Annotated in this window: 22 protein-coding genes; 12 read left to right on the top strand and 10 right to left on the bottom strand. The window is 74.7% G+C overall.

Annotation, left to right across the window (positions count from 1 at the left end):
• The first annotated feature begins 312 nt into the window (after positions 1-312).
• Complete coding sequence (locus AB0R04_RS21630; protein ID WP_063350602.1) at positions 313-1095, top strand: glucosamine-6-phosphate deaminase; 783 nt, start codon at positions 313-315, stop codon at positions 1093-1095.
• Positions 1096-1172: 77 nt separating this feature from the next.
• On the opposite strand, the gene AB0R04_RS21635 is transcribed toward AB0R04_RS21630, so the two are convergent.
• The 3 genes from AB0R04_RS21635 to AB0R04_RS21645 all read right to left on the bottom strand — a co-directional run bounded on the left by AB0R04_RS21635 (position 1173) and on the right by AB0R04_RS21645 (position 4850).
• Positions 1173-2303, bottom strand: a complete 1131-nt coding sequence (locus AB0R04_RS21635; protein WP_363373502.1) for an aminotransferase class I/II-fold pyridoxal phosphate-dependent enzyme — start codon at positions 2301-2303, stop codon at positions 1173-1175.
• A 7-nt stretch (positions 2304-2310) separates the two neighbouring features.
• Positions 2311-3045, bottom strand: a complete 735-nt coding sequence (locus AB0R04_RS21640; RefSeq protein ID WP_363373504.1) for a PAS domain-containing protein — start codon at positions 3043-3045, stop codon at positions 2311-2313.
• A gap of 155 nt (positions 3046-3200) precedes the next feature.
• The gene (locus AB0R04_RS21645; protein WP_363373505.1) at positions 3201-4850 is read right to left on the bottom strand and encodes a YncE family protein; all 1650 of its coding nucleotides are present in this window, start codon (positions 4848-4850) and stop codon (positions 3201-3203) included.
• A 266-nt stretch (positions 4851-5116) separates the two neighbouring features.
• Here AB0R04_RS21645 and AB0R04_RS21650 point away from each other — a divergent pair, with 266 nt between their 5' ends.
• From AB0R04_RS21650 to AB0R04_RS21670, 5 genes are all read left to right on the top strand, one after another.
• The gene (locus AB0R04_RS21650) at positions 5117-5560 is read left to right on the top strand and encodes an Rrf2 family transcriptional regulator (RefSeq protein ID WP_363373506.1); all 444 of its coding nucleotides are present in this window, start codon (positions 5117-5119) and stop codon (positions 5558-5560) included.
• An 88-nt stretch (positions 5561-5648) separates the two neighbouring features.
• The gene (locus tag AB0R04_RS21655; protein ID WP_363373508.1) at positions 5649-6827 is read left to right on the top strand and encodes a globin domain-containing protein; all 1179 of its coding nucleotides are present in this window, start codon (positions 5649-5651) and stop codon (positions 6825-6827) included.
• 86 nt (positions 6828-6913) lie between these two features.
• The gene (locus tag AB0R04_RS21660) at positions 6914-7675 is read left to right on the top strand and encodes a (Fe-S)-binding protein (RefSeq protein WP_363373509.1); all 762 of its coding nucleotides are present in this window, start codon (positions 6914-6916) and stop codon (positions 7673-7675) included.
• Positions 7672-9117: a lactate utilization protein B gene (locus tag AB0R04_RS21665; RefSeq protein WP_363373510.1), complete on the top strand. Its 1446-nt coding sequence runs from the start codon at positions 7672-7674 to the stop codon at positions 9115-9117. The genes AB0R04_RS21660 and AB0R04_RS21665 overlap by 4 nt, the downstream gene beginning before the upstream one ends.
• On the top strand, positions 9114-9797 hold the full coding sequence (locus AB0R04_RS21670; protein WP_363373511.1) for an LUD domain-containing protein: 684 nt from the start codon (positions 9114-9116) through the stop codon (positions 9795-9797). The genes AB0R04_RS21665 and AB0R04_RS21670 overlap by 4 nt, the downstream gene beginning before the upstream one ends.
• Positions 9798-9812: 15 nt before the next feature.
• On the opposite strand, the gene AB0R04_RS21675 is transcribed toward AB0R04_RS21670, so the two are convergent.
• From AB0R04_RS21675 to AB0R04_RS21685, 3 genes are all read right to left on the bottom strand, one after another.
• Entirely contained in the window at positions 9813-10670 is an 858-nt protein-coding gene (locus tag AB0R04_RS21675; protein WP_363373513.1) for a hypothetical protein, read from the bottom strand.
• A gap of 133 nt (positions 10671-10803) precedes the next feature.
• Positions 10804-11631, bottom strand: a complete 828-nt coding sequence (ddaH, locus tag AB0R04_RS21680) for a dimethylargininase (protein ID WP_363373514.1) — start codon at positions 11629-11631, stop codon at positions 10804-10806.
• A 228-nt stretch (positions 11632-11859) separates the two neighbouring features.
• Entirely contained in the window at positions 11860-12753 is an 894-nt protein-coding gene (locus AB0R04_RS21685) for an MBL fold metallo-hydrolase (protein ID WP_363373516.1), read from the bottom strand.
• Positions 12754-12973: 220 nt separating this feature from the next.
• Here AB0R04_RS21685 and AB0R04_RS21690 point away from each other — a divergent pair, with 220 nt between their 5' ends.
• On the top strand, positions 12974-13756 hold the full coding sequence (locus tag AB0R04_RS21690; protein WP_363373517.1) for an SGNH/GDSL hydrolase family protein: 783 nt from the start codon (positions 12974-12976) through the stop codon (positions 13754-13756).
• A 7-nt stretch (positions 13757-13763) separates the two neighbouring features.
• On the opposite strand, the gene AB0R04_RS21695 is transcribed toward AB0R04_RS21690, so the two are convergent.
• On the bottom strand, positions 13764-14213 hold the full coding sequence (locus tag AB0R04_RS21695) for a DUF2809 domain-containing protein (RefSeq protein ID WP_363373520.1): 450 nt from the start codon (positions 14211-14213) through the stop codon (positions 13764-13766).
• A 107-nt stretch (positions 14214-14320) separates the two neighbouring features.
• On the opposite strand from AB0R04_RS21695, the gene AB0R04_RS21700 reads away from it, so the two are divergent.
• A complete protein-coding gene (locus AB0R04_RS21700) occupies positions 14321-14758 on the top strand; it encodes a ribonuclease domain-containing protein (protein ID WP_363373521.1) in 438 nt (145 codons plus the stop codon).
• A 42-nt stretch (positions 14759-14800) separates the two neighbouring features.
• Here AB0R04_RS21700 and AB0R04_RS21705 read toward each other — a convergent pair whose 3' ends face one another.
• A complete protein-coding gene (locus AB0R04_RS21705) occupies positions 14801-15052 on the bottom strand; it encodes a hypothetical protein (RefSeq protein WP_363373523.1) in 252 nt (83 codons plus the stop codon).
• A gap of 99 nt (positions 15053-15151) precedes the next feature.
• Positions 15152-15643 carry a DUF5994 family protein gene (locus AB0R04_RS21710; protein WP_363373525.1) on the bottom strand — a complete coding sequence of 164 codons (492 nt, stop codon included), beginning with the start codon at positions 15641-15643 and terminating at the stop codon, positions 15152-15154.
• Between the two features lie 606 nt (positions 15644-16249).
• On the opposite strand from AB0R04_RS21710, the gene AB0R04_RS21715 reads away from it, so the two are divergent.
• From AB0R04_RS21715 to AB0R04_RS21730, 4 genes are all read left to right on the top strand, one after another.
• Positions 16250-18112, top strand: coding sequence for an APC family permease (locus AB0R04_RS21715; protein ID WP_363373710.1), 1863 nt, complete (start codon positions 16250-16252; stop codon positions 18110-18112).
• Positions 18113-18256: 144 nt separating this feature from the next.
• Positions 18257-19276, top strand: a complete 1020-nt coding sequence (locus AB0R04_RS21720; protein ID WP_363373527.1) for a LysR family transcriptional regulator — start codon at positions 18257-18259, stop codon at positions 19274-19276.
• 69 nt (positions 19277-19345) lie between these two features.
• Entirely contained in the window at positions 19346-20017 is a 672-nt protein-coding gene (locus AB0R04_RS21725; RefSeq protein ID WP_363373529.1) for a DUF3592 domain-containing protein, read from the top strand.
• Positions 20018-20157: 140 nt separating this feature from the next.
• Entirely contained in the window at positions 20158-21222 is a 1065-nt protein-coding gene (locus AB0R04_RS21730; protein WP_363373531.1) for a substrate-binding domain-containing protein, read from the top strand.
• 251 nt (positions 21223-21473) lie between these two features.
• On the opposite strand, the gene AB0R04_RS21735 is transcribed toward AB0R04_RS21730, so the two are convergent.
• The gene (locus AB0R04_RS21735) at positions 21474-22268 is read right to left on the bottom strand and encodes a TIM barrel protein (RefSeq protein WP_363373533.1); all 795 of its coding nucleotides are present in this window, start codon (positions 22266-22268) and stop codon (positions 21474-21476) included.
• Between the last annotated feature and the right edge of the window lies 1 nt (position 22269).

Raw genomic sequence — 22269 nt, forward strand, 5'->3', positions numbered from 1 at the left:
GATCTTGGCGGATCAGCCCGCGGCGTTGGGCGCCCGGCTGGGCGTGCGCCCGGATCGCCCTCGTACTGGACGTACTTGGGCGATTCGGGCGTGCGGCCAGGCGGGATGCCCGGCGTCGCGGGCCCGCCAAGATCGGCCGGACAGGGCCTAAGGCCGGCCGCCAGCGCACCCGGCGGCCGGCCCGTCGGCATGTGCAGCCCCGCAGAGCGGCTCCGACCAGGGCCCGAGTGGACCTGGGGCACCCGTTCACGGCAAACTGGTCTAGACCTCAAGGGTCTAGACCAAGCACCCGGCTCAGAACGGTGGACCAGTATGGAAATCGTGATCGTCCCTGACGCCTCAGCGGCCGGCGAACTCATCGCCGCGGCGATCACCGATCTGCTGACCGGCAAGCCCGAGGCCCTGCTCGGCGTGGCGACCGGCTCGACGCCGCTGCCGATCTACCAGGCCCTCGCCGAGCGGGTCCGCGACGGCCGGCTCGACGCCTCCCGGGCGCGCATCTGCCAGCTCGACGAGTACGTCGGCCTTCCCGCCGGCCACCCCGAGTCCTACCGTTCGGTGGTGCTGCGCGAGGTCGTCGAGCCGCTGGGCCTGACCGAGGACTCCTTCCTCGGCCCGGACGGCAACGCGACGGACATCGCCGCGGCGGCCGCCGCCTACGACCGCGCGCTGGCCGCGGCCGGCGGCGTGGACCTCCAGCTGCTCGGCATCGGCACCGACGGCCACATCGGCTTCAACGAGCCCTGCTCCTCGCTGGCCTCCCGAACCCGGATCAAGACGCTCACCCGGCAGACCCGCGAGGACAACGCCCGGTTCTTCGACAGCCTCGACGAGGTCCCGCACCACGTCATCACCCAGGGCATCGGGACCATCCTGGAGGCGCGCCACCTCGTCCTGCTCGCCACCGGCGAGGCCAAGGCCGAGGCCGTCGCCCTCTCCGTCGAGGGGCCGCTGTCCGCCGCCGTCCCCGCCTCGGCGCTGCAGCTCCACCCGCACGCCACCGTGGTGGTCGACGAGGCCGCCGCCTCCGGCCTCAAGCTCGCCGACTACTTCCGCGACACCTACGCCGCCAAGCCGGCCTGGCAGAAGCTCTGAGGCCGGCGGGCCCGTGCGGGAGGCGACTGCCTCCCGCACGGGCCCGAACCACATTCCTTTCCAGCAGCACCCGGCGGTCAGCGCCCGCGGAGCCAGTCGCCGAAGGCCGCCAGGGCCGGGCCCGGGTCGCGGCGCCCCAGGCCGATCCGGAAGCGGTCGACGGGGGCGGGTGTCAGGTCGGAGTGGAACATGCTCGCGGGCAGCAGCAGGACGCCCGCCTGCTCGACCAGCGCGGTGCAGAAGTCCTCGACCCCGTCCGCCCCGAGGTAGCGCGGGTAGGCAACGCAGCCGCCGTCCGGGGCGCGCCACTCGAAGAGGTCGCCGAACTCGGCGAAGAACGCGTCGAACCGCGGCAGGTTCTCCGCGATGATCGCGCGGTTGCGCGCCAGGATCTGCTCGCGGGCGTTGATCGCGATCCGGGCCAGCACCTCGCTCGGCGCCGAGTTGCAGATCGTGGTGTAGTGCTTGGCCCGCTCCAGCCGGGAGCGCAACTCCCGGTCGCGGCAGGCGATCCAGCCGATCCGCAGGCCGGGCAGGCCGAGCGACTTCGAGGTGACGTTGAGCGAGAGGGCGCGCGTGGAGAGGTCGGCGGCCTGCGGCAGCGCACGGTCTGGGTCGCGCTCCAGACCGCGGTAGACCTCGTCGGAGAAGAGCCGGATGCCGCGCTCGTCGCACAGCTCCACCAGACGCGTGAAGTCGGCCGCGTCGATGACCTTGCCGGTCGGGTTGTGCGGGAAGTTCACCGACAGCACCCGGGTGTTCGGGCGCAGCGCGGCCGTGACCGCGTCGAGGTCGAGCGCCCAGTCGTCCTTCTCGTCCAGGGCGACGCCGGTGACCTCGCAGAGCGAGAGCGGGATGGTCTCGGCGGACTGGTAGTTGGGGGTCACCACCACGGCGTGGTCGCCCCGGTCGAGGAGCACCTGCATGGCGAGGTTGAGCCCCTCCTGCGCGCCGCCGAAGCAGAGCACGTCGTCGGCGTCGACCTCCTGGTACATCCCGGCGATGGCGCGGCGCAGCTCCGGATCGCCGTAGGTCTCGGTGTAGCCGAGGGCGAGGCCGTCCCAGGCCCGGCGGTCCTCGGGGCCGGCCAGGGCGAGGAGTTCGGCCATCGTCATGGTCTGGGCGTCGGAGGCGGCGAGGTGGTGGCGGGCGCTGAACTCCCAGCGCGAGAAGTAGGTTTCGAGCCGGAAGTCGGGGAGCCTGGTCATCTCTCTGTCACTCGCTCTCGTCGGCGCCGGCGTCGGCGTCGGGGTGCCGGTGCTGGGGCTCGGGGGCTTGCTGGTTCTCAAGGGCCTGCCAAGGCTCAGGGGCTTGCCGGGGCTCGGGGGCCTGCTTGAGCTCGGCGAGCAGGGTGTAGGCGGTCGAACGGGAGACCCGCAGTGCGGTGGCGACGGCCGGGACGGCGCGGCGGACGGCGAACACCCCGGCCTGGTCGAGTTCGCGCAGGACGGCGAGCCGGTCCTCGCGGCCGAAGCGTTCGAGCGGGCGGCCGTGCGCGCGGACGTAGCCGCCGATCACGTCGTTCATCCGCTCCGTCCAGTCGCGCTCGAAGAGCGGTTCGGGGCGGGGCGCGGTGGGCGCGGCGAAACCCGCCAGCAGGGCGGCGGCGTGCTCCAGCGGGCCCCGGTCGAGGTTGACGCAGAGCACCGCCGAGGGCCGTCCGGCGTCGTCGCGCAGCACAGCGCTGACGGAGGAGAGCCGGCGCCCGTCGGGCAGCAGCTTCTCGTAGGGCCCGTAGACGTCGGGGGCGGACGGGTCGAGGGTGTCCAGTTCGCCGAGCAGCGACGGGTCGCCGGGGGTGCGGGGGGTCATCGGGTTCCAGATGGCCAGCACCTGGTCGGCGGTGGCGTCGTGCAGCACCACCTCGGCGTACGGCCCGAGCAGCAGGGCCACGGCGCGGCAGACCGGTGTCCAGGTCCGGACGCGCGGGTCGGGGGTTTCGGTGGTCATGTTCGGACTGTACGTCCAGACCAGACGTTTGGTCCAGATCTTTCGTTCAGGCGTTTCGTTCAGGCGTTTCGTCCGGTCGTCCGGGCATCCGGCACCTGCGGCGACGGCGAAGGCCCCGCCGTGACGCCGGCGGGGCCTTCGGTGCTCGGGGAGGGTCAGTGGCAGGTGATCAGCAGTCCGAGGACGGCGGTGCAGCTGCGGGTGTCCCGGCTGGTGGCCGGGGTCGGGTCGGCGGGCACGCCGGCGGTGCGGGCCACCGTGACGTCGAAGCTGCGGATCAGGCTGAGCAGGCCGACCGAGATCGAGAAGTGCCGGGTGGTGCTCGCCCCCTTGGCGAGCGGCCCGGTGAGCTTGCAGGTGAGCTTGGTGCCCGCGATGGTGCAGTCGCTGGAGGTCGCCGCGAGGCCGGCCGGGAGGTCGGCGGAGACGGTGCCCGAGGTCAGCGTGTCGGGGCCCTGGCCGGTCAGCGTGACGGTGTAGTCGACCCGGCCGCTCAGCAGGTTGGACACCGGCGTGGCGGTCAGGGCGACGCCGAGGTGGGCGCTGGGGGCCGTGTAGCTGAAGCGGTCGGCGGCGACGGCGGCGCTGGTGCCGCCGGGCGCGGTGACCCGGACGTCCACCGGCCCGGTCACCGTGGTGGCGGGGGCGGTGGCGGTGCAGCTGGTCTTGGTGCAGTTGAAGGCGGTGGCGGCGCCCGCCGCGCCGAAGGTCACGGCGGTGGCGCCGTTCAGGTCGGTGCCGGTGACGGTCACCGTCGTGCCGCCGACCCCCGAGCCGCCGGACGGACTGATCCCGGTGACGGCCGGGACGGGCAGCGGGAAGTCGAGCACGTCGACGGCGCTGCCGGTGAAGTCGGTGAGGTAGCCGCGCCGGCCGTCGCCGGTGATCGCCAGGCTGTACGGGCTCGCGCCGACCGGGACGGTCGCGGTGACCGTCCGGCTGGCGGTGTCCACCACGCTGACCGTGTTGTCGGCGTAGTTGGAGACGTACGCCGCGCTGCCGTCCGGGGCGAGCGAGACGGCGTACGGGCCGGCGCCGACGGCGACGGTGCCGACGAGCGTGTTGCCGGTGGTGTCGAGGACGCTCGCGGTGGCGTCGTCGGCGTCGGCGGCCCACAGCCGGGTGCCGTCCGGGCTGAGCGCGAGGCCGAAGACGCTGTGGCCGACGGGAACGGTGGCGCTCACCGTGCTGCTCGCGGTGTCGATCACGTTCACCGCCTTCGCACCGGAGGCGGCGACGTAGAGCCGCTTGCCGTCCGCCGAGACGGCCAGCCCGTGCGGTTCGGCGCCGACCGGGACGGTGGCGGTGACCGTGTTGGTGGTGGTGTCCAGCACGCTCACCGTGTTGGCCCCGGCGTTGCCGACGTAGGCGCGCGAGCCGTCCGCGGAGAGCGCGAGGCCCCACGGCTGGGCGCCGACCGGGACGGTGGCCGTCACGGTGTTGCTCGTGGTGTCCACGACGCTGACGGTGCCGTCGAGGTGGTGGGTCAGGTACGCCCGGTGCCCGTCGGGGGACAGGGCGACCGCGTAGGAGCCGGTGCCGGCGGTGAAGGTGGCGGCCACCGTGTTGCTCGTGGTGTCCAGCACGCTCACGGTGCCGCTGCTCTGGCTGGTCACGTAGGCGTGGCCGCCGTCCGGCGTGAGCGCCACGCCCGCCGGGTAGGGCGCCACCGGCACGTGCGCCTTGACGGTCGGCGGCGGTGTGGCGGCCTCGGCGGTGGCGGGCTGCGACAGCAGTGCGGCCGTGGCCGCGGCTATCGCGGTCACGGCCGTCCAGGTGCGCCCGGGTGCGCGACGTGTTCTCACGAGTCTCTCCAGCATGGTCGGTCAAGGGATGCAACGCCGGTCGCTCCAGCCCCCTGCGGATCCGGAGCCGCACGAAGCGTAGAAGCCGGTATGACCATCCGTCAGGGACTGATCGGTAATGTCGCCAACTGTTCAGATTCGACCGGGATTCGGACAGCAGCAGCCCCGCAACCCCCCTCCCCGTCGCGACCAGGGGCCGGGCACGGGCCGGTCGGGGGCGTGCAGGAAATTGGAGTTGTGGAGTCGTATTCGATAGCGTTTCGAACGTGAGGCTGACCAAGAGCACCGACATCGCCCTGCGGATCGCCATGCGGCTGGCCGTCCTGAGCGAGGACGCCAACCCGACCACCCGCGAGGTGGCCGAGGCGGTCGGCGTGCCGTACACCCACGCGGCGAAGGTGGTCAGCCGCTTGCAGCACCTCGGGGTGGTGGAGGCCCGGCGCGGGCGCGGCGGCGGGCTGCTGCTCACCTTCGCCGGCCGGACCGGCTCGCTCGGCCTGCTCCTGCGCGAGCTGGAGGGGGTCGGCGACGTGGTCGGCTGCGAGGACGACCCGCCGTGCCCGCTGCGGGCCGCGTGCCGTCTGCGCGGTGCGCTGCGGACCGCCCAGGAGGCGTTCTTCGCCGCGCTCGACCCGCTCAGCATCGACGACCTGGTGGCCGCGCCCACCGGGCCCGTACTGCTCGGCCTCACCACCAGACCCACCGCCTGATCCCCCACTCCCCACTCCCCATCCCCCGGGGCCGGGCTCACGCACGGCCTTTAATGCGAATCTCACATACCAGTTAGGAGCCGGACTGATGCTGTCCGCCAAGTCCGCCGAGGTCATCGAGGCCACCCTGCCCGTCGTGGGCGGCGCCATCGGGGACATCACCCCGCTCTTCTACGACCGGCTGTTCGCCGCCCACCCGGAGCTGCTGCGCGACCTGTTCAACCGCGGCAACCAGGCCAACGGCACCCAGCGGCAGGCGCTCGCCGGGTCGATAGCCGCCTTCGCCGGCGCGCTGGTCGCCCACCCCGACCAGCGGCCGGACGCGATGCTCGCCCGGATCGCCCACAAGCACGTCTCCGTCGGAATCGACAGCAGCCAGTACCGGATCGTCCACGAGCACCTCTTCGCCGCCATCGTCGACGTGCTCGGCGAAGCCGTCACCCCCGAGGTCGCCGCCGCCTGGGACGAGGTGTACTGGCTGATGGCCAACGCCCTCGTCGCCGTCGAGGACCGGCTGCGCGCCGAGGCCGCCGCCGGCGGCGACCAGGCCGACCTCTGGCGCCCCTACACCGTCGTCGCCCGCTACCAGGAGACCGACACCGTCACCACCTTCCTGGTGCGCCCCGCCGACGGCGGCCCCGTCCCCGCCGCCCGACCCGGCCAGTACGTCTCGGTGCGCACCGAACTGCCCGACGGTGCCCGGCAGATCCGCCAGTACAGCCTCTCCGGCACCGCCGACGGCGCGCTGCGCTTCACCGTCAAGCGCGAGCCCGGCGGCGAGGTCTCCGCCCACCTGCACGACCACCTGCACACCGGCGGCCTCGTCCACCTCGCGCCCCCGCTCGGCGACATCGCCCTCGCCGACGGCGACGGGCCGGTGCTGCTCGCCTCCGCCGGCATCGGCAACACCCCGATGACCGCCATGCTCGACCACCTCGCCGCCACCGGCTCCCCCCGGCAGGTCGTCTCGGTGCACGGCGACCGCGACCAGCTCACCCACGCCTTCCGCGCCGACCTCGCCCAGCTCACCGCCAAGCTGCCGAACGCCACCGCCCACGTCTTCTACGAGCGGCCGCTCGGCGACTGGCCCGCCGAGCGCACCGGCCTGGTCGACCTCTCCACCGTCGACGTCCCGGCCGGCACCACCGCCTACCTGTGCGGCCCGCTGCCCTTCCTGCGCGCCGTCCGCGAGCAGCTCCTCACCGCGGGCGTCCCGGCGGCGGACATCCACTACGAGGTGTTCGGCCCCGACCTCTGGCTCGCCTGAGACCCCCTGAGGTCCCCGACATCCCCCGGCCCGCTCGGTACGATCACGAGCGGGCCGGCCGGTGTCGCCGGACGAAAGGAGGGCCGATGCGGGTCGCACTGTTCGCCACCTGCGTCAACGACGCGCTGTTCCCCGCCACGGCGGTCGCCACCGTCCGGCTGCTCGAACGCCTCGGCGTGACCGTGGACTTCCCCGCCGGGCAGACCTGCTGCGGGCAGCCGCAGTACAACACCGGCTACCGGCGGGCGTGCGAGCCGCTGCTGCGGCGCACCGCACGGGCCTTCGCCGGGTACGAGCACGTGGTGACGCCCTCCGGGTCGTGCGTGGCCATGGTCCGGGACAACTACCCGCGGATCGGAGCCCGGGCCGCCGCCGACGGCCGGGGCGGCGAACTCGACTCCATGGCCGCCGCGTTGACGCCCCGGGTGTACGAGCTGACCGAGTTCCTCACCGATGTGCTCGGCGTCGAGGACGTCGGCGCGCACTTCCCGCACACCGTCACCTACCACCCCTCCTGCCACGGCCTGCGGGTGCTCGGCCTCGGCGAACGGCCGCTGCGGCTGCTGCGCGCCGTCCGGGGACTGGAACTGGTCGAACTGCCCGGCGCCGACGAGTGCTGCGGCTTCGGCGGCACCTTCGCCGTCAAGAACGCGGCCGTCTCGGCGGCCATGGCCGAGGACAAGATCGCCCACGCGCTCGGCACCGGCGCCCAAGTCCTGTGCGGCGCCGACAACTCCTGTCTGCTGCACCTCGGCGGCACGCTGCGCCGCCGGGGCGCGGCCCTGCGCCCGCTGCACCTGGCGGAGATCCTCGCCAGCACCGAGGAACACCCGTGGAGGCCCGCATGACCGGCACCTTCCTCGGCATGCCCGCCTTCCCGCAGGCGACCTCTGCGCAGGCGACCTTCCCGCAGGCCGCAGCGGAGGCCGTCAAGGACGAGCGGCTGCGCGCCAACCTGCGGCACGCCACCCACACCATCCGGGACAAGCGGGCCCGCGCCGTCGCCGAACTCGACGACTGGGCCGAACTGCGCGCCGCCGGCAAGGCGATCAAGGACCACACGCTGCGCCATCTCGACCGCTACCTCGTCCAGTTGGAGGAGGCCGTCACCGCGGCCGGAGGCATCGTGCACTGGGCGGCCGACGCCGAGGAGGCCAACCGGATCGTCGCCGACCTGGTCCGTGCCACCGGCGAAACGGAGGTCGTCAAGGTCAAGTCGATGGCCACCCAGGAGATCGGACTCAACGAGGCGCTCGCCGCCGAGGGGATCACCGCCTACGAGACCGATCTCGCCGAGCTCATCGTGCAGTTGGGCGACGACCGGCCCTCGCACATCCTGGTGCCCGCGATCCACCGCAACCGCGCCGAGATCCGGGAGATCTTCGCCGAGCGGATGGCCGCCTGGGGCCGCCCCGCGCCCGAGGGCCTGACCGACTCCCCCGCCGAACTCGCCGAAGCGGCCCGGCTGCACCTGCGGGAGAAGTTCCTGCGCGCCCGGGTCGCGGTCTCCGGCGCCAACTTCATGGTCGCCGAGACCGGCACCCTGGTGGTCGTCGAGTCCGAGGGCAACGGCCGGATGTGCCTCACCCTGCCGCGCACGCTGATCTCCGTCGTCGGGATCGAGAAGGTCGTGCCGACCTGGCGGGACCTGGAGGTCTTCCTGCAACTGCTCCCCCGCTCCTCCACCGCCGAGCGGATGAACCCGTACACCTCGCTGTGGACCGGCACCACGGAAGGCGACGGCCCGTCCGCCTTTCACCTCGTACTGCTCGACAACGGGCGCACCGCCGCGCTCGCCGACCAGGTCGGCCGCCAGGCGCTGCGCTGCATCCGCTGCTCGGCCTGCCTCAACGTCTGCCCGGTGTACGAGCGGGCCGGCGGCCACGCCTACGGCTCGGTCTACCCGGGCCCGATCGGCGCCATCCTGACGCCCCAACTGCACGGCACCACCAGCCCCTTGGAGGCCTCGCTGCCGTACGCCTCCTCGCTCTGCGGGGCCTGCTACCAGGTCTGCCCGGTGGCGATCGACATCCCCGAGGTGCTGGTGCACCTGCGCGAGCGGGTCGCCGAGCAGGGCGGACACCCGCTGGAGCGGGCCGCGATCGCGGCCGCCGGGTACGTGCTCGACCACCCGGCGGCGCTCGCGGCCGCCGAGCGGCTCGCCGGGCGCACCCGCGCGCTGCACCCTCGCCGGCTGCCCGGCCCGGGCCGGGCCTGGACCGACACCCGGGACCTCCCGGAGGTGCCCGCCGAACCGTTCCGCGACTGGTGGCGAAGGAACCGCTCATGACCGCACGGGAGTTGATGCTCGCCCGGATCCGCGCCGCACTCGCCGACCCCGACCCCGGTCCCGACCAGGACTGGCGCCGGGACCGGGACCCCGATCGGGACCGGGCAGCGGAGGAGCCGGTCACCCGGGACTACCTGCGCACGCACAGTCCGGACGATCCGGCGGCCCTGCTCGACCTGCTGCACCACAACCTGGCCGACTACCGGGCCCGGGTGCACCGCTGCACCGAGGCCGAACTGCCCGCCGTCCTGGCCCGGTTGCTGGCCGAACGCGGCAGCCGCACGGTCGCCGTGCCGCCCGGACTGCCGCCCGCCTGGCTCAGCGCCACCGCCGTCACGGCCGTCCCCGACGACGGCACGCTCACCGCCGCCCGGCTCGACGCCGTGGACAGCGTCGTCACCGGCTGCGCGCTCGCGATCGCCGAGACCGGGACGATCGTGCTGGACGCCGGGCCGGGCCAGGGGCGGCGGCTGCTCACCCTCGTCCCGGACCACCACCTGTGCGTCGTCCGGGCACCCGGGCAGGTCGTCGCCTCCGTGCCGCTCGCACTGCCCCGGCTCGACCCGGCCCGCCCGCAGACCTGGATCTCCGGGCCGTCCGCGACCAGCGACATCGAGCTCGACCGGGTCGAGGGCGTGCACGGCCCGCGCACCCTGGAGGTGCTGCTGGTCGAGGGCTGACCGGACCGCCGCGGCTCAGCTCATCGTCACGACGCTGTACCTGTCGTCCTGCGAGCTGTCCCAGGCGACCTGCACCCGGCAGTCGACCGGCCGCCCGGAAGCGGCCAGCCCCTGCCCCGCGATGGCCGCCGACGGGTCGGCCAGCGTGCTGAACAGGCCGCCCGCCGGCGGGGCGCCGCCCGGTGCGAAGCCCAGGTCCGCGGGCGCGACGGCCGTGGGGTAGAACACCGCCCGGCCCGTGATCGTGTACGTCCCCCGGGTGGTGTCCTTGCGCTTGCGGCCGGGGATGACCGAGCACAGCGAGAAGGTGTCCTCGGCGCCGTCCGAGACGTTGCCCGCCGCGTCCACCGTCCACAGCTCCCAGTAGCGGGCGACCGTGGCGTGGGCGCTCGACCCCTTCGCGGTGATGTACGAGTCGATCCGGCTGCCCGACATCGCGTTCCAGTTTGTGCCGTCCCACTCCTCCACGGCGAAGACGCGGTTGATCTCCTGGATGATGACGCCCTGCTGGGGCGCGGCGACGCTCAACTGCCGCCTGCGCTCGAAGTAGCCGCACTCACCTTCCAGGTCGTCAGCTGTCAGGTGGGTGAGCGCGATCTGCGTCGCCGGCCCGGCCCCGGGCGTGGGGGCCCGCTGGACCGGCGCCCCCGCGCCGCCGGAGGCCTCCTGGCCGTGCCGCTGCTGCTCGACCAGCCGGGCCACCGCGGCGTTGCCGAGGGTGCGTTGCAGGGGCAGGGCCGTCGAGGGGGACAGCGGGCCAGCGGCCGCAGCCTCCCGGGCGCCCTCGGCCGGGAGGTCCGTGCTCCGGCGCTCGGGCGCCGCCCTGCGCCGCCGCGCCGCCTCGTCCTCGGATGTGGACGCCTGATCGCGCATGTGGCCCTCCCGTCGGCACGGCACCGCCCCGGATGCCCTGACCAAGCTCTACCGGACGGCGGGACGGCCGGGAAGGTCCGCGAGGGCAGCGCGGAGGGCAGTGCGAAGGGCAGCGCCGACGGCAGGGCCGGGCTCAGGCCAGCCGCAGCTCCAGCGTGCAGCACTTGGCTCCGCCGCCGCCCTTCAACAGCTCCGAGACGTCCACCGGGACCGGCTGGTAGCCGTGCTCGACGAGCCGCCCGGCCAGGTGTTTCGCCGCCTCGGGCAGCAGCACCCGGCGCCCGTCCGAGACCGCGTTGAGGCCGAACACCTCGGCGTCGGCCCGGTCGGCGAGGATCGCGTCCGGGTACAGGGTGCGCAGCACGGCCCGGCTGTCGGCGTCGAAGGCCTCCGGGTAGTACATGACGTGGTCGTCGGCGAGCACGGCCAGCGCCGTGTCCAGGTGGTAGAAACGCGGGTCGACCAGGGTCAGGCCGACCACCGGGACGCCGAAGAACTCGCCCGCCTCGGCGTGCGCGGCCCGGGAGGTGCGAAAGCCCGTCCCGGCGAGCACCCGGCCGCCGGCCACCAGGTGGTCGCCCTCGCCCTCGTTGACGTGCCCGGCGCGGTGCACCTCGCGGTAGCCGTGCGAGCGGAACCAGGCCTGGTAGGCCTCGGACTCGGCGGCCCGCTCCGGGTAGCGGAAGGTCGCGACCAGCGCCCGGCCGTCCAGCACGGTCGCGCCGTTGGCGGCGTAGACCATGTCGGGCAGGCCGGGCACCGGGTCGATCAGCTCGACGGTGTGGCCGAGGCGGCGGTACAGCCAGTACAGCCGCTCCCACTGGCGGACGGCGAGCGCGGTGTCGGTGGGCTGCGCCGGGTCCATCCACGGGTTGATCGCGTAGTCGACGGTGAAGTACGTCGGCCGGCACATCAGGTAGCGCCGCGGCCTGGCGGTGCGCTCCGGGGTCTGCGTGGGCATTCCTCAACCGTCCTCGGGTGCAGGGGAGTTCGGGGATTCCGTTCCCCAGGCCGCTGCCCCGGCGGGGCTGTTCGCACACCCGCGCGGGCGCCCCCGGCGGGCGCAGGCCCCCGCGCACCCGGCGCGGGCTCCGGCGCACGCGCGGCCGAGCGCCATCGGGGCGGACCGCGTCGAGCGTCACCGGCAGGCCGCGCCGAACGTCACGAGCGGGCCGTCACCAGCAGACCGTCACCAGCGGACCGCGCCGAAGTCCACCGGCGCGGTCCGCAGGCCCCGACAGCGGTCGGCGAGCGCCCGCAGCCGGGCCGCCGCCTCCTCGGCGGGCATCCGGTGCCGCTGGCCGTGGCCGGGCAGCAGCCACTCGAAGCGCAGCGCCTCCAGGCTGCGGTCCAGCGAGGCGGAGAGCTCCTCGATCGAGTACCAGGTGACGGTGTCGTACACCTCCAGGTCACCGGTGGTGCGGGACCAGTACAGGGTGTCGCCGGTGAAGCAGTACCGCTCGTCGACCAGGTAGAGCACGCTGCCGCGGGTGTGGCCCGGGAAGGGGTGGGCGGTGACGCCGGGGGCGACCTCCACCGGTTCGACGCCGTGCAGCACCCGGTCGGCGTCGGGCGCGGCGTCCAGGTCGCCCTCGTGGATCCAGAGCCGGGCGCCGAGCCGGTCGGCGTACGCCCGGCCGTGTGCCGCGTGGTCGCGGTGCGTCAGCAGGATGTCGGTGACCGGGCCGAGGGCCTCGTACCGGGCCGCGAGCGGCTCGGCGTAGCGGGGCGTGTCGACCATCAGCCAGCCCGCGGGTCGGCGGCAGAGGTAGGAGTTGGCCCCGGCGTTGTGGCGGGAGTTGTGGCCGAGCAGCAGCAGGCCGTCGTCGAGGGCCAGCGGGAAGGGGTCGGTGGCCGGGTCGAGCGGGCCGGCGCCCGGCCGGATGGAGCGGGTGGGGCAGGCGTGGGCGGCGGCGAGCAGCTGGCCGTGCTCGGCCTCGTCGCGCGGCTGGCGGACCAGCTCGGAGCGGCCGGCGCGCTCACGGATCAGTCCGGGCGCGAGCTGCCGGGCCACGTCGCAGTTGGTGCAGCGGTCGTCGACGGACCACTGCCCGGGCAGGCCGGAGGTCGGATTCAGAGCCATGGATGTCTTCCCCCTGGAAGGACGGCGGCCGGGCCGGCCGCGCCCTTCGAGCATCGGCCGGGCGGGCCCAAAAGCGGAAGGGGGGCGGGATCTTGTGGTTTCCGGGGGCCGCCGCTCTGCACTCCGGCCGTATTCCGGGTGGGGCACGTGGCCCATCTCACGTGCCGCCGGGGTCACCTACGGTGGCGTAGGTCACTTGAATGGGTGAACTATCTCCTTCATGCCGAACCTCCAGGAGACCCTTGACCTCAGTTCGTATGCCGCCCTCGGCGACAGCTTCACCGAGGGCCTGAACGACCCCGGCGCCGACGGCGCCTTCGCCGGCTGGGCCGACCGCCTGGCCGGGCTGCTCGCCGACGGACGGCCGCCGGGCGGGTTCCGCTACGCCAACCTGGCGGTGCGCGGCCGGCTGCTGGACCAGATCATGGCCGAGCAGGTGCCGCAGGTCCGCCGGCTCCAGCCCGACCTGGCCACCTTCTGCGCCGGCGGCAACGACATCCTGCGGCCCGGCAGCGACCCGGACGAGGTCGCCGAGCGCTTCGAGGCGGCCATCGTCCAACTCACCGCCTCCGCCGGGACGGTGCTGATCTGCACCGGCTTCGACACCCGGGACGTACCGCTGTTCAAGCACCTGCGCGGCAAGATCGCCACGTACAACGGGCACATGCGGGCGGTCGCCGACCGCAACGGCTGCAAGGTGGCCGACCTGTGGTCGCTGCGCGCCGTCCAGGACCGCCGGGCCTGGAGCGAGGACCGGCTGCACCTCTCCCCCGAAGGCCACCAACGGGTCGCCCTGCTGGCCGCCCGCTCCCTGGGGCTGCGCACCGAGCAGGACCCGGAGGCGCCCTGGCCGACCACCCCGGAGCTGTCCGCCGCCGACCAGCGGCGCGAGAACCTCCAGTGGGCCCGCGAGTACCTGCTGCCCTGGGTCGGCCGACGGCTGCGCGGGGAGTCCTCGGGGGACCACGTCGAGGCCAAGCGGCCTGATCTGCTCCCGCTCTGACCTCGCGTCAGGCGGCACCGGGTGCTGCGGTCCTCCTCGCAGTCCTTGCGGCCCTCGCGGTCCACGCGGCCTTCGCGGTCCGCAGCACCCGGTGCACCAGCGCGGCGAACGCGGCGCCGACCAGGTACCAGAACAGGTCCGGCGGGTTGAACGTCGACCCCAGCACCAGCCGGGCCAGCCCGCTGCGCCGCCCCAACTCGTCGGGCACACCGGTGATCTGGAACAGCTCCACCGCCCAGCTCAGCCCCGCCGCCACCACCGCCGCCCGCCCCGGTCGCACCCTGGGCGCGACCAGCACCACCAGCGCGTACACCAGCACCGTGTAGAGCGCGTCCCCGGCGTACTTGGCGACGTCCCCGCCCAGCCCGGCCCGCACGCCCAGCCCGGCCGCCACCGTCGCCCCGGCCGCCAGCAGCGGCACCGCCCGCACCCGCAGGCGCCCCCAGAGATCATCCACCCGCCCCACCCTACGGCCAGGGGCTGGGCCGAACAGGTGGCGCTGCGCATCCGTGACGCCCGGGCGTCGTTGGCCGCTGCGTGACCGCACACCGAAGCCTGCTCCGCATGGCCGCCGCCGCCCTGTTCCTGACGGCCGCCGCCGCTCCCTCCGCCGCCCCGGCCGGCGCCGCCGTCCCCTCCGCCCACCCCGCACCGCGGATCGTCCGCGGCATCCTCGAACCCCCGCTGCCCGTCGACCAGTTCCCGCCCCAGGTCGAGGAGGCGTGCCACATCTGGCACGACCTGCACTGGCCGACCGCGAACGCCCCCCGGGACTACCCGGTGGCCGACTCCCCCTACGTGATCCGCGGCAGCAACGTCTACGGCAACCGCAGCGGCGACCTCCCCCAGACCGGCCACTACCGCGAGTACGACGTCAACCCGCGCTCGCCCGGCCAGCACCGCGACGCCGAACGCCTGGTGCGCGACCCCGCCACCCAGCACATCTGGTACAGCGACGACCACTACGCCAACTTCCGTGAGATCAGCTCGGGATGCTCCTGATCCGACCCCACGGACACCGCCCGCAGGCCGGGGCCAGGCGCGTCACTCGCGTGACCACTCGGTCTCGGCCTCGGGCTCGCCGACGGCGTCGGACCCGTCCCAGACCCGGACCCTGACCGCCCGGGGCCCCGGGGCCGGTCGGGAGAGCGTGCGCACGAACACCTCGCGGACGTGGTTGGCGGCCTGCTGGGGCGGCCCGTCGTACTCCAGGGGGTTCGGCATGGGCGCGCCGCCCTGCCGGGCCCAGTGGCCGTCGTCGTCCTGGGTCTCCAGGACCCATCGGTAGTGCCGCATCCTGACCTCCTCCGGCCCGGGGCCGCTCCTCGGTACAGTCCGGCCAGCGCAGTCCGGTCACGGCAGTCCGGCCAGCGCACTCCGGTCAGTGCATTCCAGTCAGGGCAGTCCGGTCGTGGGCTCGGAGCCGATGCCGGTTTCCAGGAGGATCTGCCGCGCCGAGTCGGTGCCGCCGGCCCGGACCGCGCGGGCCATCGCGGTCAGGGCCGCTTCCCGGCCCGCCTGCGGCGGAACCACGAGCAGACTGAAGTGATCACGGTCGCCCCGCGTGACGATCACCGTGTCGTCGCCGACCGGATACCGGTCGATACGCACCGACCGGCCGTCGACGACGATCCGGGCCGGCACCTCGTCCCAGGCGTCCGTGTCCAGGCCCACGCTCGCGACGGGGCCGAGGTGTTCGGTCAACGCGCCGACCAGACCGGGCAGTTCGGCGCCGATGTTCCGCGACCGCGGCCACCAGGCGCCGTCCAGTGCGCCCTCGCGGGACCGCGTGGTCTCCAGGCGCAGCAGGACCGTCCCCGGTTTCACCGCCTGCCGGAAGTGGTCCGGCAGAAGCCCTGAGTGCGGGGCACCGGCATCGTCCGACATGGCTCGTCGCCTCTCCGCGGGCGCGGATCGGGCCCGCTGAACGGGGCCGGCCCTTCGGTTCCGCAGCTCGGGCCGCCCCGCGCTCCCACGGTACTCCGACCGCACCGGGGCCGAACGGGCGCAAACGGGCGCCGCCGGACGCCCGCGCGGGAGGGCGCGGCCCTGCTCGACGACCCGGCGGCGGTCCTGCGCCACCGGAAGCCGCGATGCGTAACACTGTGTGTCGTGTCGAATACGAAGAATGACGGCGGTGGCGCCGGGGCGGGCGGCGCACCCAGTCCCGACGCCACGCTGCCGGTCCTCGACCGGCAGCAGGTCGGGGTACTGCGCCGGGTGGGCCGGGAATGGGGCCGGGCGGCCGGGGATCCGCAGGCGTGGCGCCGGGCGCTGCCGGTGGACCCGGAGCTCGGCCGTTTCCCGGCCTCCTCCGAGATCCGGCCGGTGCGCTTCGGCCGCTTCGTGCGGGTGGCCACGGTCGGCGGGCAGCCACCGGTCGAGGCGGGCGGCGAGGACACCCCGACCTCCCGACTCGGCCGGGCGGGCGCCGGGGTCAGGCACGTGCTGCTCGGGGCCCCGCTGCGCAGTACCGCGATCGCGCACGAGCGGATGCGCAAGCTGGTGGCGCTGCCGGTGCTCTCCGCCGACGCGCTCTCGTCCGTCGCCTACGGGCCCGAGGCGATGCTGGCCGTCCTGGTCCTGGCGGGCACCGCCGGCCTGCGCTACTCGGTGCCCATCGCCGCGACGATCGCGTTCCTGATGCTGGCGGTCGGGGTGTCCTACCGTCAGACGATCCGCGCCTACCCGCACGGCGGCGGCTCGTACATCGTCGCCACCGCGAACCTCGGCCGCCTCCCCGGGCTGGCGGCGGCCGCCGGTCTGCTGACCGACTACATCCTCACGGTCGCGGTCTCGATCGCCTCCGGCATGGAGGCCGTCACCTCGGCGGTCCCCTCGCTGCGGGGCGACGTCGTGCCGATCGGCCTCGCCGTGATCGGCGTGCTGCTCGCCGGGAACCTGCGCGGCGTACGGCAGGCGGGCGTCCTGTTCGCCGCACCGACCTACGCCTTCGTCGTCGCCCTCCTCGCCCTCATCGCCTTCGGCCTGTACGACGCGGCCGGCCACGGCTTCCAACCCACCGCGGCTCCGCAGTCGACCGCGACCGAGGGGGTCGGCGTGCTCCTGGTCCTGCGCGCCTTCGCCTCCGGCTCGACGGCGATGACCGGCATCGAGGCGATCTCCAACGCCGTCCCGGCCTTCCAGCCCACCGAGTGGCGCAACGCCCGTACCACCCTGACCTGGATGGTCGGCCTGCTGATCGTGCTCTTCGCCGGCACGGTCGCGCTGGTCCACCTCGACGGCGTCGTCCCCGACGCCCAGGAGACGGTGCTGTCGCAGCTCGCCCACCGCGCCTTCGGCCCGGGCTTCGGCTACGTCTTCACCCAGGCCGCCACGGCCGCGATCCTGCTCCTGGCGGCCAACACCGCCTACAACGACTTCCCCCGCGTCCTCTACCTCCTGGCACGCGACAACCAGGCGCCGCGGATCTTCCTGCGGCTGGGCGACCGGCTGGCCTTCAGCAACGGCATCGTCGTGCTCTCGGTCGCCGCGGCCGCGATCTACGCGGCGTTCGACGGCATGACGGCGCCGCTGATCCCGCTGTACGCGGTCGGCGTGTTCCTCGCCTTCACGCTGTCGCAGACCGGGATGGTCGTGCACTGGTGGCGCCTGCGCGACCGTCACTGGCGCAAGAGCCTGATCTTCAACGCCGTCGGCGCGCTGCTCTCGGCGATCGTGCTCGTCACCGCCGCGATCACCAAGTTCACCTCGGGCGCCTGGTTCGCCGCGCTCGTGGTGGGCCTGTTCATCCTGGTGGCCACCAGGATCCGGCACCACTACGAGCAGGTCGCCGCGGCGCTCGCCCTGCACCCGCACGCCGTCGAGGTCCCCGGCCGCGCTCTCACCCGGCCACGCCCACGGGCCGGCGCGCCGCCCGCACCCTCGGCGGAGGCGAAAGCGGAGGGTGAGCGCGAGGCGGAGAGCGAGGCCGAGAGCGAGGAGACTCCCGAGGAGATCCACCCCCTGCTGATCGTGCCGATCGCCGCGCTGGACCTGGCCGGCATGCGCGCCCTCGCCTACGCCGCCTCGCTCCGCCAGCCCGTCCTCGCCCTGCACATCAGCGCCAGCGAGGAGGAGGCCCGGCGCTTCCGCGCGTACTGGAACCTGTGGGGCGACCACCTGCCCCTGAAGATCCTCCTCTCCCCCTATCGCACGATCGTCGCGCCCCTGGTCAACTACATCGAGTCCCTGCACGACCAGCGCCCGGACCTCACCCTGACCGTCGTCCTCCCGGAGATCGTCGTACGGCACCGGCGCCATCGCCTCCTGCACAACCGCCTCGCCCCCCGCCTGCGCAGGGCGCTCCGCCCGCTGCCGAAGATCGTCGTCACCACCGTCCCGTTCCACGTCTGAGGCCCGCCCGGGTGTCCGTACGGGTGCCACTGACCCGCTGATCCCCCGACCGGCCAGGCCTGCCGCCCGGCCCGGGCCGCCGCATCCGGCCTCTGCCAGGATGGGCGTCCTCGACCCCGGGCGCGGCGAAAGGGCGGCACAGCGGTGGAACTCGACCCGAAGAGGCTGCTGATCCTGCGCCGGATCGCCGACGCCGGCAGCGTGGCGGGCGCCTCACGCGCGCTGGGACACACCCCCTCCGCGGTGTCCCAGCAGCTGGGCCGGCTGGAACGCGAGGTCGGCGTCCCACTGGTGGACCGCACCGGCGGACGGGCCGAACTGACCGCCGCGGGCCGCCTGTTGGCGGGTTACGGCGACCGGATCGGCCAGGCGCTCCAGGATGCCGCCCGCGACCTGCGCGCACTCGGCGCCGCCGCCGCCGGCCCGGTCGCCATCGGCGTGCCGCCGCCCGCCATCACGTTCTTCGCCACCACCGCCGTCCACCTGCTCGCCCGCACCCACCCCGACCTGGCCCCCCGCCTGGTGGAGACCGGACGGCAGGAGGGCCTGCGCGCGCTGCGCCTGGGCGAACTGGACGTCCTGGTCATCGAGGACGACCGGCAGGAACCCACCCCGCTGCCGCCCGGCGTCGAGGCGAGTGTCATGTTCGAGGACGCCTACCGCCTGGTCGTCCCCTCCGACTGGACCCCGCCCACCGACCCCGCCCAGCTGTCCGGCCGCCCCTGGATCGCCGCCCCGACCGGCTCACCCCGGCAGCTGGCCTTCCGACGCCTGGCCTCCCGGCACGACATCGTGCCCCTGGTCGAACACACCGCCCGCTACCGCTTCGCCGTCTACACCATGCTCGCCGCCCGTCTGGGCGCGGCGATCCTGCCCGCGAACGCCGCCGCCCTGATCGGCCCGGGCGCCGGCACCGTCACCACGCTGCCGGTGCCGGGCGCCTACCTGGTGCGCCTGCTGCGCCGCACCGGACCGTGGGGGGCGCCGCCGGCGGTGCGGGCGGCGGCCGAGGCGCTGCAGAGCGCACTGCTGGCGGCGAGCGAGCGGCTGGCGGCCCAGGGGCTGACCGAGAGCGAGCCGCGCGTGAACGGCCACCTGGTCGACCCCAGCGAGCCGAGCACACCCGAGGGCCCGCCCGCCGAGCCGCCCTCCGGGGCGCCGTAAGCGCTGCTGAACGCCGGGGGTGAGCGCCGCTTGCTGGTGCCCGGCCCGGCCCTCTGCCAGCGTGGCCGGGTGACCACCATCGCGGACGAGCGACCCCCCGTCCCTGCTTCTCCCCCCTCCGGCCGGCTGCGCCGCCGGGCGCGCGCCGCCACGCTTCTGCTCCAACGGGCGGCCTGGGCCGCCGCGCTGGTCGGCACGGTGACGACGGCCTGCGCGCCGTGGGGATCCACGCCCTGGTACGCCGGCTGGATCGGCGCGGCCGGCGCGGCGGCACTCGCGGCGCTGGCCTCGCCGGTGCGGCCGGCCCTGGGCGAGAGCCCCCGCTCCGGCTCCGTCTCCGCCCTGTTCCACGGCGCCATGCTCGCCCTGATGCTCTGCACCTTCGCCGGCTGCTTCGCCTTCTCCCTCAGCGGCTGGTTCCACGAGCGCGACCTGGACCGGCACGCCACGCTGCGGGTGTCCGCCACCGTCACCGGCTGCCACAGCAGCGGTGACACCAGCACCGAGTGCACCTTCCTCTGGACGGCGGACGGGCGCGAGTACCGCGCCGCCGAGGGCACGGACGTGCAGTGGCCCGACGGGCACCGGGTCGACGTGCGGATCGATCCCGTCCACCCGCAACGGGCCCCCGTCACCGGCGGCAACTACTGGCCGCTGTGGATCGCGGTCGTCGTGGGCGGGCTCGGCACCCCGTTCAGCCTGGGCGTCTGGTGGGTCCTGGAGGAGTCCGCGAACTACTGACGCCGCACCAGGGCGGCACCCGCGACGGCGGGCCCGGTGGGGTATGAGGTGCGGCATCGCGGTCATACTTGATCGGAAGTCGATCGAAAGATATGGTCCGATCAACCAGCCACGGTTCGGAGCAGTACGGGGGACAGGCGATGACCATCTCGGCCGAGGAACGTCGGGACCTGATCCTCAAGGCCGTCGGCGAGGCGAGCGGGCCCCTGCGGCTCGCCGACCTCGCGACGCGGCTCGCCATTCCGGCGGTGACCGTGCGGCGGGACGTCGCCGCACTGGCCGAGGCCGGCCGGGTGGGGCGCTCGCACGGGTTCGTCGTCCGGCGCACACCGGAGAAGCCGACGGACGCCGAGGGCGGGACCCGCACCCTCGGGCTGCTGGTGCCCTCCGTCGGGTCGTACTTCGACGAGCTGATCAACGGCGCCCGGGCCGCCGCGACGGCGGCGGGCGCCCGACTGGTCCTCGGCATCGCCCCCTACGAGGCCCGCGACGACCGCACCCAGGCCGAACGGCTGCTGGAATCCGGCCTCGACGGGCTGCTGCTCGCACCCAACCTCCTGCCGGGCCGGCCCGCGCAGGCCCACGACTGGCTGGACGACCTGCCGGTGCCCGCCATCCTGGTCGAACGCGGCGCGCCCGAGTACGGGGGCCCCGGCGCCGGCCTGGACTCCGTCGGCTCGGACCACCGGCAGGGCGTCCTCCTCGCGCTGCGCCACTTCGCCGACCTCGGCCACGACCGGGTCCTGCTCGCGGCCCGCGGCGACTCCTGGACGGCCCGGGAGGTCCGGGCCGGCTACCAGCACGGCACCCGGCTGCTCGGACTGGCCGCCCTGCCCGTCCTGGACACCCTCGGTGACGACGGCCGCCCCGCCGACTCCGACCGGCTCGCCGGGCTGATCGCCGACGCCGTGTCCGACGGCGTCCGCGCCGCCCTCATCCACAACGACCAGGACGCGATCCAGCTGCTCCCGCTGCTCCGCGCCCGCGGCCTCGCGGTACCCGACGACCTCGCGCTGATCGCCTACGACGACGTGTTCGCCGCCCTGGCGGCCCCGCCGCTGACCGCCGTCGCCCCGCCGACCCGCGCGGTCGGCGAGACCGCCGTCGGCCTCCTGCTGCGCCGCCTCACCGCCGGGCCCGACCTGCCGGTGCACCGGATCTCCCTGCTCCCGGCCCTGCGCATCCGCACCTCCTGCGGCGGCTGAACCCCCAGCCCCCGACCGGGGAGCCCGCCAGGTCCTGTCCGGTCTGTCTTGGCGGATCAGTCCGCGGCTCCCCCAGCCTCCGGCCGGGAGGTACCCCCACTACGCGCCCGGCTGGGCGTGCGCCCGGATCGTCCTCGTACTGGACGTACTTGGGCGATTCGGGCGTGCAGCCAGGCGGGATGCGTCATGGGGGTACCGCCCGGCCGGAGGCTGGGCGCGTCGCGGGCCCGGCGAGATCGGCCGGACAGGACCTACCGCCGCAGTCCCGCCAGCCAGGCGGCGGCGGCACCGAGCAGCGGAGCCAGCGGGGCGGCCTCGGGGTACCACGGCGCCTCGTACTCCCAGCAGACCCAGGCGTCGGCCGGCAGCAGGGCGAGGCAGGCGGCGATCGGCAGGGTGCCGGCGCCGAGCGGCAGCGGCGTGCGGTCGGCGGCCGAGGCGACGTCCTTGACCTGGACGTGGCCCAGCCGGCCGGCCAGCGCCCGGTGGGTGGCCTGCGGCGGCTCCCCGCCGAGGACGGTGTGCTGGAGGTCCCACAGGGCGCCGACGGCCGGGTGGTCGACGGGGGCGAGCAGCCGTGCGAGGTCGCGGCCGGTCGGGTGCGAGTCGTGCGTCTCGACCAGGACCCGGACGCCGAGCGCGGCCGCGCGGCCGGCGACGGCGGCCAGCCGCCGGGCGGCGCGCCCATCAGCCCGTTCGTCGGCCGCCGCCGGGCCGGGCGCGGCGCTGCCGCGCGGGAAGACCCGGACGGCCGGGCAGCCCAGGTCGGCGGCGAGTTCCAGGTGCCCGCCGAGGTCGGCGAGCAGCGGGGCGTCCGCGCCCGGGGCGGCGATGCCGAGGTAGGAGGCCAGCGCGAGCGGAACCGTCCCGGTGGACGCCAGTGCGCGCACGGCGGCGCGCCGCTCGTCGGCGGTCAGGCCGGGGTGGACCGGCTGGCCCGGGGCGCAGCGCAGTTCCAGCCCGTGCCAGCCGTGGTCGGCGGCGAGGCGCGCGGCGGCGGCGAGCGGCAGGTCGGGCAGGCCGAGGGTGGAGAGGGCGAGCGGCACG

It is taken from the genome of Kitasatospora sp. NPDC056731 (assembly GCF_040687675.1).
In the GTDB taxonomy this organism is placed as follows: Bacteria; Actinomycetota; Actinomycetes; order Streptomycetales; family Streptomycetaceae; genus Kitasatospora.